The organism is Streptomyces sp. NPDC058751 (assembly GCF_042746485.1).
In the GTDB taxonomy this organism is placed as follows: Bacteria; Actinomycetota; Actinomycetes; order Streptomycetales; family Streptomycetaceae; genus Streptomyces.
In genome coordinates this window covers 80,763-93,843 of sequence record NZ_JBHYPZ010000010.1, presented here as the reverse complement: position 1 = coordinate 93,843, position 13,081 = coordinate 80,763, and the positions used below count along the sequence as shown (strand labels likewise).

12 protein-coding genes and 2 pseudogenes are annotated in these 13,081 nt (G+C 72.7%); 8 read left to right on the top strand and 6 right to left on the bottom strand.

Annotated elements, in window-relative coordinates; all coding sequences use genetic code 11:
• Positions 1–6: 6 nt before the first annotated feature.
• Positions 7–330, bottom strand: coding sequence for a hypothetical protein (locus ACFW6B_RS12260; RefSeq protein WP_386594827.1), 324 nt, complete (start codon positions 328–330; stop codon positions 7–9).
• Between the two features lie 247 nt (positions 331–577).
• Here ACFW6B_RS12260 and ACFW6B_RS12255 point away from each other — a divergent pair, with 247 nt between their 5' ends.
• Positions 578–2,158, top strand: coding sequence for a hypothetical protein (locus ACFW6B_RS12255; protein WP_386594825.1), 1,581 nt, complete (start codon positions 578–580; stop codon positions 2,156–2,158).
• 76 nt (positions 2,159–2,234) lie between these two features.
• Here ACFW6B_RS12255 and ACFW6B_RS12250 read toward each other — a convergent pair whose 3' ends face one another.
• The 5 genes from ACFW6B_RS12250 to ACFW6B_RS12230 form a co-directional block, all read right to left on the bottom strand.
• Entirely contained in the window at positions 2,235–5,045 is a 2,811-nt protein-coding gene (locus tag ACFW6B_RS12250) for a SpoIIE family protein phosphatase (protein ID WP_386594824.1), read from the bottom strand.
• 248 nt (positions 5,046–5,293) lie between these two features.
• Positions 5,294–5,752 carry an ATP-binding protein gene (locus tag ACFW6B_RS12245; RefSeq protein WP_386594822.1) on the bottom strand — a complete coding sequence of 153 codons (459 nt, stop codon included), beginning with the start codon at positions 5,750–5,752 and terminating at the stop codon, positions 5,294–5,296.
• A gap of 78 nt (positions 5,753–5,830) precedes the next feature.
• Entirely contained in the window at positions 5,831–6,238 is a 408-nt protein-coding gene (locus ACFW6B_RS12240; protein ID WP_386594820.1) for a (deoxy)nucleoside triphosphate pyrophosphohydrolase, read from the bottom strand.
• 45 nt (positions 6,239–6,283) lie between these two features.
• Positions 6,284–6,466, bottom strand: coding sequence for an SPOR domain-containing protein (locus tag ACFW6B_RS12235; RefSeq protein ID WP_386594817.1), 183 nt, complete (start codon positions 6,464–6,466; stop codon positions 6,284–6,286).
• A 289-nt stretch (positions 6,467–6,755) separates the two neighbouring features.
• Positions 6,756–7,508, bottom strand: a complete 753-nt coding sequence (locus tag ACFW6B_RS12230) for a GntR family transcriptional regulator (protein ID WP_386594815.1) — start codon at positions 7,506–7,508, stop codon at positions 6,756–6,758.
• Between the two features lie 310 nt (positions 7,509–7,818).
• On the opposite strand from ACFW6B_RS12230, the gene ACFW6B_RS12225 reads away from it, so the two are divergent.
• The 7 genes and pseudogenes from ACFW6B_RS12225 to ACFW6B_RS12195 form a co-directional block, all read left to right on the top strand.
• On the top strand, positions 7,819–8,925 hold the full coding sequence (locus ACFW6B_RS12225; RefSeq protein ID WP_386594813.1) for a threonine synthase: 1,107 nt from the start codon (positions 7,819–7,821) through the stop codon (positions 8,923–8,925).
• A 316-nt stretch (positions 8,926–9,241) separates the two neighbouring features.
• A complete protein-coding gene (locus tag ACFW6B_RS12220; protein ID WP_386594811.1) occupies positions 9,242–9,631 on the top strand; it encodes a CPCC family cysteine-rich protein in 390 nt (129 codons plus the stop codon).
• On the top strand, positions 9,628–10,359 hold the full coding sequence (locus tag ACFW6B_RS12215; protein ID WP_386594809.1) for a HEAT repeat domain-containing protein: 732 nt from the start codon (positions 9,628–9,630) through the stop codon (positions 10,357–10,359). The genes ACFW6B_RS12220 and ACFW6B_RS12215 overlap by 4 nt, the downstream gene beginning before the upstream one ends.
• A gap of 3 nt (positions 10,360–10,362) precedes the next feature.
• On the top strand, positions 10,363–10,992 hold the full coding sequence (locus ACFW6B_RS12210) for a DUF6000 family protein (RefSeq protein WP_386594807.1): 630 nt from the start codon (positions 10,363–10,365) through the stop codon (positions 10,990–10,992).
• 250 nt (positions 10,993–11,242) lie between these two features.
• Positions 11,243–12,385 carry a Fic family protein gene (locus ACFW6B_RS12205; protein WP_386594805.1) on the top strand — a complete coding sequence of 381 codons (1,143 nt, stop codon included), beginning with the start codon at positions 11,243–11,245 and terminating at the stop codon, positions 12,383–12,385.
• Positions 12,386–12,539: 154 nt separating this feature from the next.
• Positions 12,540–12,743 (top strand): annotated as a pseudogene (locus ACFW6B_RS12200) (transposase); the annotation flags it as partial.
• Positions 12,730–12,993, top strand: a pseudogene (locus ACFW6B_RS12195) (integrase core domain-containing protein); the annotation flags it as partial. The pseudogenes ACFW6B_RS12200 and ACFW6B_RS12195, both read left to right, overlap by 14 nt.
• Positions 12,994–13,081: the final 88 nt, after the last annotated feature.

Below are 13,081 nucleotides of genomic sequence, written 5' to 3'. Positions count from 1 at the left end.
CGGCCGTCAGCAGCCTTCGGTGCCCGGCGGGACCGCAGGACGTCGGCCCGGGTGCCGTCCCGTCATCTGGACCATCAGGCCCGCGACGAACAGGGCCATCCCGCCCAGGGCGTAAGGCATCATCCCGGCGTCGGGGCCGCGCAGCGGTCCGAGGAACATGAACAGGGACCATCCCACGGCGCCCGTCAGCCCGCCCCGTCCCCACAGCTTCGGGCGGACGACCCGGGGACGCACCCACGGCGGGATCCACCGCCTCGTGACGGCCGCCGTCCCGAGCCCCACCTGTGCCGTGGCGATCAGCACGGCGCCCACGACGAAATACCAGGGCATCGCGTCCCACCCCTTTCCGCGCCGGCACGGGGCACGCATCCCGATCATGACACGCGGGACGGTGGCGGTCACCCCTCCGGAACCGTCGTACGGGGGCGCCGTCCCGCCCGTGCGCGCACGTCGGGCGGGCTCCGGAGCGCGACCCCCGCGCCCCTCCCGTACACCCCGACACCTCCCGCACCCCAACTGCCCCCAACTCCTCGTATACCGGTCGCGTAGGCGCTCGAACGGCCATACGCTCCCAAATGTGACGTCGCCCCTGAGCCGAAGCCGGTCGCGCCGGGTCCCGTCGCACATAGCCGTGCGGGTGGCGCATGCCGTGCTCGGGGGGCTGGTCGCGACGGGCTGGCTGGTGCTGCCGCTGGCGTGGGCGGGAGCCGAGGCCCCGGCGCCCGGGGCACGGGACGCGGGTGTCACCGCCCGGCCCGCCGAGGCCGCGCAGGACGGGACGACGGGCGATCTCGTGCCGCCCCTCCTCGCGGTCGGCGCCGCGGGCGCGCTGGCGGTGTACGGGTACGGGCGCCGCAGACGGCGTACGGCGACCCGGACGACACCCGGCGGCGGCCGCGAGCTCACCCCGCTGGACGAACTCGACCGGCAGGCAAGGCGGTTGCTCGTCGAGACGGACGACTGCGTGCGCGTGGGCGCCGAGGAGACCGCCCTCGCCGCCGACCGGTCGGCGGCCGACGCGCTCGAACCGTACGTGTACGACCTGAGGCAGGCGGAAGCCGGACTCGCCGCGGCCTTCCGGCTGCGGCAGCGCCTCGACGAGGCGGACGCGGCCGGTCAGGACCTGGCCGAGGGCGGTGACGGCCGCAGGGAAGCGCTGGAGGAGATCATCACCCGCTGCCAGGACGCCGGGCGGCTGCTGGACACGGCTGCCGCGGGGTTCGACCGGGTCCGGGCGCTGGAGCGGAACGCGGTGGCCGCCCTGGAGTCCGCGGAGGGCCGGTTCCGGGAGGTCGCCGCGCGCATCCGCGCCGCCGAGGCGACCCTCGCCGATCTGCACGAGCGGTACGCCCCCGCCGCCTCGCTCCCGGTCGCCGGCGACGCCGAACAGGCCAAGGACCGGCTCCTGTTCACGACGTCCCACCTCAACCAGGCGCGGCAGTACGCGGACCGGGGGGACGGCGCGAAGGCCGCGGCCCATCTGCGGGCGGCCGAGGGGGCGTTGACGCAGGCGTCCGACCTGGCGAACGGCGTGGAGCGGCTGGCGGCGGAGCTGGACTCGGCGGCTGCCGGGCTGCCCGGGGCGGTCGAGGCGGCGGAGGCGGCGCGGAACGCGGCCCGGGCACTGCCGCCCGAGGCCCGCGCCGGGCTCGTCGGACGGCTGGGGCACGCGGAGGCGGTGCTCTCCGCGGTGCGCCACGAGACGGCCGCCGGGCCGCACGATCCGCTGGACGCGCTGCGCCGGGTGGCGGAGGCCGCCGCGGGCCTGGCCGGGACGGGGGCCGGTGACGTTCCCGACGGGCGCGGCCACGCGCTGGTGCCCGCCCGCAGCGCGCTCGCCGGGGCCGCGTGCTTCATCGGCACGCACCGCGGGGCGGTGGGCGGCGAGGCGCGGACCCGGCTGGCCGAGGCGCGGCGGCTGCTCGGTCCGGGGTCCGTCCCCCTCTCCGAGGTGCTGCGGGCCGACGACCTCGCCCGCGAGGCGCGACGGCTCGCCGAGCGGGACGTACGGGCGTACGGAAATCCCTCGGGGGGTCGCGGGGGCGCCGGAGCGGGCGGCGCGGTTCTCGGCGGGATCCTCCTGAGCGACGGCGAGGGCGGCCCGACGAGCTACGGCGGCCCCCGCACCCGGGGCCGCCGGGGGGCTCACTTCACCTGAACCGGCCGTCACGTGACCCGGTGGACGACGCGCACGCGCACGCGCGCCCGCGCCCCCGAGCCCGTGCCGTCAGCCCTCAGAACAGGCTCAGCAGCGCTTCCGCCGGGTCCATGAGGCCCGTGTCGCCGTCCGGCAGGGGGAGTTCGAACCACACGGTCTTCCCGCGCGGGGTCCGGCGGGAGCCCCACCCGGCCGAGAGGAGGCCGACGAGCTGCAGGCCCCGCCCGCCCTCGTCGGTGTCCCGGGCGCGGCGGCGGCGCGGCTGGACGAGTCCGGCGTCCCAGACCTCGCAGACGAGGGTGCGGTCCAGGAGCAGGCGCAGCCTGATCTCGCCCTCGCCGTAGCGCAGGGCGTTCGTCACCAGCTCGCTGACCAGCAGCTCCGTCGTGTCGACGAGCGGCTCCAGGTCCCAGGCGACGAGCTGGGTGCGCGCGTACTCGCGGGCCCGTCCCACGCTGCGCGGCTCCCGCGGCAGGGTCCAGTCGCCGACGGACTCGGCGGGCAGCCCCTGGACCCGCGCCATCAGCAGGGCGATGTCGTCCTCGCCGTGGTGGGTGTCGAGGGTGTTGAGGACGTGGTCGCAGACGTCCTCCAGCGGCCGGGAAGGGTCGGTGAGGGCGCCGACGAACGCCTGCAGACCCTCGTCGAGGGGATGGTCGCGCGATTCGACCAGTCCATCCGTGTAGAGCGCCAGCAGGGCGCCTTCGGGCAGTTCGACCTCCACCTCCTCGAAGGGCTCGCCGCCCACGCCGAGCGGCATCCCGGGCGGCACGTCGAGCATCAGCGCGCTCTCGCCGGGCTCGACGAGCACGGGCGGCAGATGGCCCGCGTTGGCGAACGTGCACCGGCGGGTCACGGAGTCGTAGACGGCGTACACGCAGGTCGCGAGGTACACCTCGGAGAGGTCGGCGTCGCGGGGCTGGCGTGCCGCGCGGGTGGCCTGCTGGACCCCTCCCCCGGAACCGAACGCCTGGGTGGGACCTCCGGGGCTGCCGAGGCCGCGCGCAACCTCGTCCAACGCCGAGAGCACCTCGGCGGGTTCGAGGTCGAGCAGGGCCAGGGTGCGTACCGCGGTGCGCAGTTCGCCCATCGCCACGGCGGCGCGCAGCCCGCGGCCCATCACGTCGCCCACCACCAACGCCGTCCGGTGGCCGGGGAGTTCGATGACGTCGAACCAGTCGCCGCCGACCTCCGTCGCCGCGTTGCCCGGCAGGTAGCGGCACGCGATGTCGAGGCCGGACGCCTCGGGGTCGCCCGGCGGCAGCAGGGACCGCTGGAGGATGAGGGCGCGTTCGTGCTCGCGGCGGTACAGGCGCGCGTTGTCGATGCAGACGGCCGCGCGGGCGGCGAGCTCCACGGCGAGGGCGCGGTCGCGTTCCCCGAACGGCTCGCTGCCCTTCGTACGGGAGAACTGGGCGAGTCCCACGACCGTGTCGTGGGCGACCATCGGGACGGCGAGCGTGGACTGTATGAGGCCGCCGTCGTCGGCGTGGACCTGCTGCGGCCGGGCGGTGCGCAGGGCGTCGGCACAGGGCGAGTTGAACGGGTAGTGGTGGACCGCGCCGACGGTCACGGGGGCCGGGCCGCCGGAGAGGGGGGCGTCGGACACGGCGCTGGCGAAGGCCACGCGGCGGAGTTCGGCGCTGCCGTCCGCGAGCCCGGGCGGGGTCTCGTCGCCGGCCAGCAGCCCCTGGTAGAGGTCGACCGTCGCGAGGTCGCAGAAGCCGGGGACCACGACGTCCAGGAGTTCGCGTGCGGTGGTCTCCAGGTCGAGGGAGTTGCCTATGCGGGCGCCCGCCTCGTTCAGCAGGGCGAGGTTGCGCCGGGCCGCGGCCGCCTCACGGGCGGCGGCGCGACGGGAGGTGATGTCGGTTCCGAGCCACGCGATACCGATGGGGCGCCCGCTGCCGCTGTGCACCCGGTAGAGGTTGATGGACCAGTGGCGGCGCTCGTCGGATCCCGGGACCTGCCCGGTGACGTGCATGTCCGTGATGGAGTCGCCGGTCTCCAGCACCCGGCGCAGGACCGCGGTCACCCGCTCGGCCTCCGCGTGCGGAAGGTAGTCGTGGACGCCCTTGCCGCGGTGGTCGTCGACGCTGCCGCCGAAGATCGAGGCGAACCGCTGGTTGGCGCGCCGGACCTGGAGGTCCGTGTCGATCAGCAGGAATCCGAAGGGAGATTGGCCGAAAATCGCCTGCGAGGCGGCGAGGTCCGTCTCGATCGTCCGCAGGGTCCGGACGTCCACCACGATGCACACGGCGGCCCGCTCGCCGTGCTCGGTGGTCGTCGGCATCACGTAGACCTCGGCGAGGCCCTCCCTGCCCGCGGAGTGCCCGGTGCCCTCGCCTGCGCCCCCGGAGGCCGGTATGCGGAAGGGCACCAGCCCGGTCCACTCGCGCCCGTCCAGGATCTCCGCCATCTTGCGCTGGCCGGACTCCCGCCGGTCGGCGCCGACGAACGTCTCGACGGGGTCCATGCCGACGGCCTGCTCGGCCGGGATGCCGAAGACCTGCTCGGCCCGCAGGCTCCACTGGTCGACGAGCCCGTCCGCGCCGATGGAGAAGGAGGCGGCGTTGATGTAGTCGTAGATCGAACCGGGCGGGCTGCTCTGCCACATCGGGTCGCCCGGCGCCTCACCGGTCCCGTCGGCCTCCGCGCTCCCGTCGGTCTCCGCGTCCGCCCCGGCTCTCGCGCCCTCCCCGGCCCCGCCGGCCGGACCGGCCACCGCGCGGGCACCGCCGTCGCCGGTCACGCCGTCCGCCGCGCGGCCCGTGCCGGCGTCCGCGGTCTCGCCGGGAACCGCGCGCGCGACATCGCCCGCCGCCCCGGCCCTCGCGCCGCCCGACGGGTCCTCGGACTCCGTGGCCTTCGCTGGTATCTCGCTCACGCGAACCGTCCCCTCCAGCTCACCGCGTCCGGCACCGGTCACCGGGGGCGGCTGCCCGCAGTATCCAGCACTACGGTGCCGCGCGACACGGTGTTCACGATCACAGCACGGTCCCGATGGTTTTTGGACCGGCCGCGGCACACTCCCTGTCTTCTAACCAGGTGGCGCCCCGCCGAACCACACGGGACCGCATCGGCCGGAAGCATGATCCGGCCGCGCGCCACGCGGGCGCGGCCGGCCCCCGCGCCTCAGCCCGGCACGGTCAGTTCGAACCAGACCGTCTTGCCCGTGTCCGCGGGCCATGTGCCCCAGCGTCTGCACGAGCCGGTCAGGAGCTGGAGTCCGCGGCCGCTCTCGTCGGAGGTGTCCGCGGCCCGTTCGCGAGGCGGGTCCGGCAGGGGGTCGGAGACCTCGACGCGCAGGGCGCCCGGCACGTCCTCGGGGCGTACGAGACGGACGCCGATCGGGCCCGTCGCGTGCCGGAGGGAGTTCGTCACCAGTTCACTGACCAGGAGGGCGGTGATGTCGCCGAGGGAATCGAGATCCCAGTCGCGCAGCTGTCCACGGACGAGGGCGCGGGCGGTGCGGACGGCACCGGGGTCCGCGGGAAAGGTCCACTCGGCACGGTAGCCGTCAGTGTCGATCAAGCCGATCACTTCCCAGACCAGAAACCCACCTGTGCCCGATTTCGGGGGGTTAATGGGCACATACCCGGTATCAGGGAGGCTTTACCGCACCCGGGGCGCACTATGGCGCGAACGGCGCACAGGTGGGCACCCGGGTCTTCACGCGTCCGGATCGACCCACGGAAGTGCGCCCTTGACCGCCGGTACGTCCTGGTCCAGCCAGTCCACGTCCCAGATCTCCTCGGGGGTCAGCCAGCGCAGTTCGTCGTGGTCCTCCAAGGGCCGCGGCTCGGCCGAGCCGGGCAGCAGCCGGGCGGCCCACACGACCAGGACGTATCCCGGTTTCAGGGGCCACTCTCCGGGGATCCGCTCCACCGCGAGCGCGTCCACGCCGAGCTCCTCGCGCAGCTCGCGCACGAGGGCGCGCTCGGGGCTCTCGCCCGTCTCGACCTTGCCGCCCGGCAGCTCCCAGCGCCCGGCGAGGTCGGGGGGCGCACTGCGGCGCGCGGCGAGCAGGCGTCCGTCGCGCACCACGGCGCCCGCGACCACCACGATCCGTTCCGTCATGCGCCGGAGCCTACGGGAGCGGGACGGGGTCCGGCTCCCGGTGCGTCACCCGGTTCCGTTCGGGCCGATCCGCTCGACCCAGTAGAGCTGCTTGTGCCCGCGGTCGTCGAGGCTGTCCGCGATCTTCTGGGCCTCGGCGCGGGTCGCGTACCTGCCCACGCGATAGCGATTGCCGTTGTCGTCCTGTCGTATGACGAGCCAGGGAAGAGTGATCGTGCCGTCGTTCATAGAGCCCCTCCACTTCCCGCCCCGGGCCCCCGTCGAACCCCGTATCCCGTCGAAACCGCAATACGCATATGCCCGAGCGTACGCCTTACCTTCACGCAGCGAACACGGGTTTACACAAAGAGGTACGCAACCGGCCAGTAAGGAGCGCCGACCCGAGGGGCGCACGCCGTGGAACGCGCCGCTCACGACTCCTCACGCGCCCGCGAGCAGGGCGAAGTCGTTTCCCGGCCGGTCAGTCGAGAAAGGCCAGATTCCAACCGGGGCCGCGGGCGGCCCGGCTGACGTGCGGTCACTTCACCGGCAGGTGGTAGGCGATGCGGTAGCGGTCGGCAGGGACGACGACGTCCGCGGTCTCCACCGGGCGCCCCGAGGCGTAGAAGGTGCGCTGGATGACGACGACGACATGCCCGGGCACTCCGCCCAGCGCCAGGAGTTCCTCGGCGAGGCCGGGGCGCGCACCCACCTCCTCGGTGACGTTGTCCACGATCACGTCGATGGCCGCCATGCGCTCGACGACGCCCATGCCGCCGAGCGGCCCCTCCTCGGGGAGCATCACCGGCGTACGCCCGGTCACGGCGAGCGGCTCCCAGGACGTGGAGAGCATCATCGCCTCGCCGCCGTCGCGGTAGACGTAGTTCGTGCACATCACCCGGTCGCCCGGCTGGACGGCCAGCCGCTCGGCGATCACGCCGCTCGCCTCGGTCTGCCGGCTGCGGGACTCCCAGGTGCCCCGCACCGCGCAGTCGGCCTGCTCCTGACGGAAGGGGGTGGCGCCGCTGTCCGGCCGGTACCCGGAGCGGGCGACGCGGCGCGGCACGGGCCGCTCGCGGACGTAGGTGCCCGAGCCGGAGCGGCCCTCGACCAGGCCCTCGGCCATCAGCACCTTGCGCGCCTCCAGCGCGACCGTGTCCGAGACCCCGTACTCCTCGCGGATCCTGGCCTGCGAGGGGAGCCGGGTGTGCGGGGGCAGGGAGCCGTCGACGATCTTCTTGCGGAGATCACCCGCAACACGCAGGTACGCCGGCTGCTCACCGAAAGTCACTTAGCCGCTCCCATCAGGTTGTACAGACAGCAACAGCGTGGCAACCGTGGGTTGTGCCATGCAAGCAAAGGCCAAAGAATCACTCGATGTGATTACGTGCGCCCCCGAGGGCATTACGCAGGCACTTTCTCCCCACTGTGGCCGTCGTCACACCTCGATCCCGGCACCGTCTTCGCCGCCGCTACCGGAACCCCCGCCGTCGCCGCGCTCCGGCGGGGTGGCGGCGAGCCCCAGAGCTTCGCGGGCGGTGACCGCCCCCGGCGAGAACGCGGAGCCCCCGTCCCCCGTCCCCCGCGTCTAACCTGCACCCATGACTGCACTGCCGGACTGCTTCTGCCCGACGGACGGCACGCGGGTCCCCGCCGGCTCGCTCGCCTGGTGCTGCCCGGTCTGCCGCGGCCCTCTCGACCTGGACTTCGCGCCGACACCGGCTCCCCTCGCGTCCCTCACCGGCCGGGTGAACTCCCTGTGGCGGTACACGGAGTGCCTGCCGCTGACCGCGCCCACGGTCAGCCTCGGCGAGGGCCGCACCCCGCTGGTCCCGCTGCGCGAAGGCGTCCTCGCCAAGCTCGACTTCCTGATGCCCACGCTGTCGTTCAAGGACCGCGGGGCCGTGCTGCTGGCCGAGCTGGCGCTGCGGCTCGGACCCCGGCAGGTGCTCGCGGACAGCAGCGGCAACGCGGGCACGTCCGTCGCCGCGTACTGCGCCCGGGCCGGACTGCCGTGCACGGTGTACGTCCCCGAGGGCACCTCGGCGAAGAAGCTGGAGCAGATCGAGGCGCACGGGGCACGGCTGGAGGTGATCGGGGGCGACCGCGAGGCGACGGCGCGCGCGGCACGCGAGGCGGCCGACGAGGACGGCGTGTTCTACGCCTCGCACGTCTTCAATCCGTACTTCCTGCACGGCACGAAGACGTACGTCCACGAACTCTGGGAAGACCTCGGCGGACGCCTGCCGGACGCCCTCGTGCTGCCGGTCGGCAACGGCACCCTGCTCCTCGGTGCCGCCCTCGCCGTGACCGAACTGCACGCGGCGGGACTGATCGACAGGAGGCCCGCCCTGTACGCCGTCCAGAGCGCCGCGGTCGCCCCGCTGGCCCGAGCCTGGTCCGAGGGGGCCGACGACCTCACGGGTGCCGCCCCGACGGCGCCCACGCTCGCCGAGGGCATCGCGATCCCCCGCCCGCCGCGGGCCCGCCAGATCCTGAGCGCGGTACGCGCCTTCGGAGGCGCCTTCCTGACCGTGACGGAGGACCAGATCCGCCACGCGCAGAGGGATCTCGCGGGGCGGGGGCTGTACGTGGAGCCCACGGGGGTCGCCTGCTGGGCGGCGGTCCGCGAGGGCGCCCTCGGCACACGGGAAGCCGTGGTGCCGCTGTGCGGCGCCGGCGCCAAGACGGGAATGGCCCACGCCTGAACCCCGGCCGGCCGCTCCCGGCCGAAGACGAGGGGGCCCGGCCCCAGAAGGCCGGACCCCTTGCCGATCCGCGCTCCGCCGGATCAGCTCCGCGCCGGAACGGCGCCCGCTACACGTTGAAGCGGAATGTCTGCCAGCCGCTCCTGACCCGCGACGGAGCCCCATCCAGGGCTCTGACCCGGGATTCCTACGTTGGCGCGCGTTGGCTCCCGGCAGCCGTTTACGGGTGTCCTGCGGACTGCCTGCGGACTGGCCGGGGGTCCCGAGGCAGAGAAATCCATGGCACCCCGGCGGGACCTGCGACGAGACTGCGCAGGTGAGCGACTCCTACCCCTGCCCGTGCTGCGGGCACCGCGTGCTGGACGCGATGCCCGGCTCGTACGAGATCTGCCCCGTCTGCTTCTGGGAGGACGACGGGGTCCAGTTCCGCTGGCCGGCCATGCCCGGCGGCGCGAACAAGGTCTCCCTGATCGAGGCCCAGCGGAACTACCAGGACTTCGGCGCCTGCGACGACCACGGCCGCCGGTACGTCCGCCCTCCGGCCGAGGACGAACCGCTCGACCCCGCCTGGCGCCCCATCGACCTGACACGCGACTCCTTCGAGGACTGGGCGGCCGAGGGCCGCGTCCCGTGGCCCGACGACCGCTCGGTGCTCTGCTGGTGGCTGCCCGCCTTCTGGCGCCGGGACCACCCGGCGGCATCATGACGTCCCCCGTCGAGGCCCTCGTCCAGCAGCTCGACGGGGATGACGACGCCTCGTACGCCGCCCGCGCGCAGCTTGTCGCCATCGGCCGTGACGCAACCCTCACGATCATCGACGGACTGCCCGCCCTGGGCAGCTTCGGCCAGCTGACCGCGATCGAGGTCTTCGAAGAGGTAGCGGACCCACGCAGCGGCCCCGCTCTGATCGCCCTCCTGAGCAGCAACGACTCGACCGTCCGGGAATGGGCGGCGACGGCCCTGGCGAGCCTGGAGATCGGCGGCGCGGTCGAGCCCCTGCGCCGCGCCCATCGCGCCTGCCTGGAACGGGCGACCCCACCCGACTGGAGCGAGCCCGTCGGCATCCGCTGGGCCCTGACCGAACTCGGCGCGCGCAGCCCTGTCGTCCCGCCGCTCACCGCGCGCCTGCGAGCCACCGCTGCGGACGAAGCCCCTGGCTGGCCCTCGGCCCGCTTCACCGAGATCATCAACGACCTGGCCGACCACGCCCAGGTGATCCTCTACTCCCAGTTCTGGCGGGTGGACGCCGGTGGCACGTACGGCGTCTCCGACACCGGCCTGGACCGGGAACTCGACTGGACCGCGCCCTGGGAGCACCTGGTCGAAGAGTCCCGCACCTGGTCCCTGCTGGAAGCCTCCGAAGCCCCCGTCGGCGACAACGTCTTCGTCGCCCCCACCTGGATAGACCGTACCGACCTGTACCCGGAGAGGTGACCGATGCCGTTCCAGTACCCTGAGGAGATCGGCTACGGCCATGTGGTCGAGAGCTACGTGACGAGGATGTACGCGGGCCTCCCGCGCTACCTCGTACTGAACGGCGGGCGCTTCCTGAGCCCCCGGTGGTGGCACACCACCCGCTTCACCCGACACCTGCTGAATGACGCCGCCGCCATCACCGACGAGGAACTGGAAGCCCTCCTCCGGTACGAATGGCGCTCGCGCCTCACCGCCGCCTGGCTGATCGGCGTCGACCGCCGCGAACGGTTCCGGGCACGCATCGGCGACCTGCTCCTGGCCAGCGAGGCCTGCTATTCCGGCGGCGCCTACTGCTTCGCCCTGGCCCGCTTCGGCACCCACGCCGACGCCGAGATCCTCACCGCCTACCTCGACCACTACCTCCCCCGCACCGACCTCCACTACGACCAGCCCGCCGCCCTGGGCGCCCTCCTCCGCCTCGACGCCCTTCTCGGCACCCACCACACCGACCGCTTCACGGAGCCCGACGGCCTTTGGGACGAGTGGGTCATGGGCGTGGGACGCCTCGGCTACCCCAGCTACATCCCCGCCGAGCTTCGCCGCCGGACGGACCTCCAATGCGACTTCGCCAACGGCTGGACCCAGTTGTAGCCGCAACCGCCTGACTACGACTACGTGAAGTCCACGTACGCCATGTATCGGCCGCACGTGCGGCACACGAAGAGTGGCTTTGTTCACGAGAACGGGAAGTCGTGCCAGCCAACGTCAACACCGTCAGCTGCACGCGTGGCCAGATCCGCGAGGTGTTCAAGATCTACCTCGGCAAGACCGCTCCGTCCATGGTGATCTGAATCAGACGCACATACTTGACTCCATGACACAATTATCATGTCATGGAGTCATGCTGTACGCGACTCCCTCCCTGGACGCCGACGACCAGCGGGCCCTCGACGAGATCGAGAGCATGCGGCGCTCCCTACGCCACATGCTCCGAGCCACCCCGCGCTGGACCCGCCAACTGCGCCGCAACCTCACCGCCCGCGCGATCGCCGGATCGAACACCATCGAGGGATACGCCGCGACGGTCGATGACGTGGAAGCCCTCATGTCCGGCGAGGACCCGCTGGAGACCGGGGAGAAGACCCGTGCCGAGCTGGAGGGCTACAAGCGCGGCATGACCTACATCCAGGCCCTCGCCGACGCCGGTGACGACTTCCGGTATGACGCCGGCCTGCTCAACGGCCTGCATTTCATGCTGCAAGGCCACCACCTCGACAAGCGCCCCGGCCGCTGGCGCGACGGCCCCGTCTACGTCACCAGCCCCGACGACCCCCTGGTCCCCGCCTATACCGCACCGGATCAGGCGGATGTTCCCGCTCTGATGGCGGAGTTCGTCGACTGGCTCAACGGGGGCGACCTCGACGCCCCCGTCCACGTACGCGCTTCCATGGCCCACCTCAACCTCGTCAAGATCCACCCGTGGAAGGACGGAAACGGGCGCATGTCCCGTGCCCTGTCCACCCTGGTGTTCTCCCGCGAGGCCCTGATGCCACCCGAGTTCTCCTCCATCGAGGAATGGCTCGGCCGGGGGCAGAACACTTACGCCTATTACCAGGTCCTGGAAAACGTGGGCGGCCCACACTGGAGTCCGGAGCGGGATACCCGGCCCTGGATCCGGTTCTGCCTGACCGCCCACCATCGCCAGGCCCAGCAGGCCCAGCGTCGCTTCGACGTGATGTCACGGGCCTGGACCCACCTGGTCGAAGGCGTCGAGGCAACCGGCCTCGACGAGCGGGTCGTCTACGCCCTGCTGCCCGCGTTCTCGGACGCGAAGGTCCGCCGCACCGTCTACCAGCAGGACGCCGACCTCAGCGACCAGCAAGCCATCCGCGACATCCGCGAACTCGTCGCCCGCGGCTGGCTCGTCCCCCACGGGAAGGCCCGCGCCCGCTACTACGCCCCGGGACCGCTCATGGACCCGGTTCGGGAAGAGGTCCGCCAGTCCGTGGAGCCGTACGTGGACCCTTATCGGCGGGAGCGCTGACCCACCCACGCTTCCCCACCGCCGCCAGGCTCTGGACCGTGCACGCGCCGGCATATGTGCTCTCATCCAGCACATATCCAGCACTGACCTTCCCCTCGTAGCGTGGAGACCGTGACTACGGGGGAAGTCGAGGGGCACGGCGGGCAAGAGGCGGAAGTCCGACGCGGAGTTCCGTGAGGGGGCTGTGCGGATCGTGGCGGAGACCGGCAAGCCGATCTCGCAGGTCGCGAAGAACCTCGGGATCAACGAGACGACGCTGGCCACCTGGGTGTCGAGGGCACGGGCGGCCGACATGGCCGGTCCGACGGGTGAGAGCGAGGAACTTGCGCGGTTGCGACGAGAGAATGCCCAGCTCAAGCAGGACAACGCAGAACACCGTCGCCGACATCATGGCCGAGCTCGGCATGCAGGGCCGCAAGCCACCACGCCGCCGACGTTCGCTCCTGGACAACGCCGCTGCGGAGTCGTTCCACTCGGTCCTCAAGGCCGCATACGTCCACCGACACCGCTTCGCCACCCGCGCCGAGGCGCGGCTGAAGACCGCCACCTGGATCGCGGACTTCTGCAACACCAAACGACGCCACAGCGCGGCCGGCGGGCAACCACCCGTCGAGTTCGAACGGATCATCCAACAAGCGCGAGCTCGGCCCGATCACCAAGACCGGGCCGCACAACCAACGTCTCTACGAAATCCGG

Excerpts from the sequence above, each read along its gene's own strand:
- ACFW6B_RS12260 (WP_386594827.1), bottom strand. The coding sequence starts at position 330 with ATGCCCTGGTATTTCGTCGTGGGCGCCGTGCTGATCGCCACGGCACAG.
- ACFW6B_RS12240 (WP_386594820.1), bottom strand. The coding sequence starts at position 6,238 with ATGACGGAACGGATCGTGGTGGTCGCGGGCGCCGTGGTGCGCGACGGA.
- ACFW6B_RS12235 (WP_386594817.1), bottom strand. The coding sequence starts at position 6,466 with ATGAACGACGGCACGATCACTCTTCCCTGGCTCGTCATACGACAGGAC.
- ACFW6B_RS12225 (WP_386594813.1), top strand. The coding sequence starts at position 7,819 with ATGACTGCACTGCCGGACTGCTTCTGCCCGACGGACGGCACGCGGGTC.
- ACFW6B_RS12215 (WP_386594809.1), top strand. The coding sequence starts at position 9,628 with ATGACGTCCCCCGTCGAGGCCCTCGTCCAGCAGCTCGACGGGGATGAC.
- ACFW6B_RS12210 (WP_386594807.1), top strand. The coding sequence starts at position 10,363 with ATGCCGTTCCAGTACCCTGAGGAGATCGGCTACGGCCATGTGGTCGAG.
- ACFW6B_RS12205 (WP_386594805.1), top strand. The coding sequence starts at position 11,243 with ATGCTGTACGCGACTCCCTCCCTGGACGCCGACGACCAGCGGGCCCTC.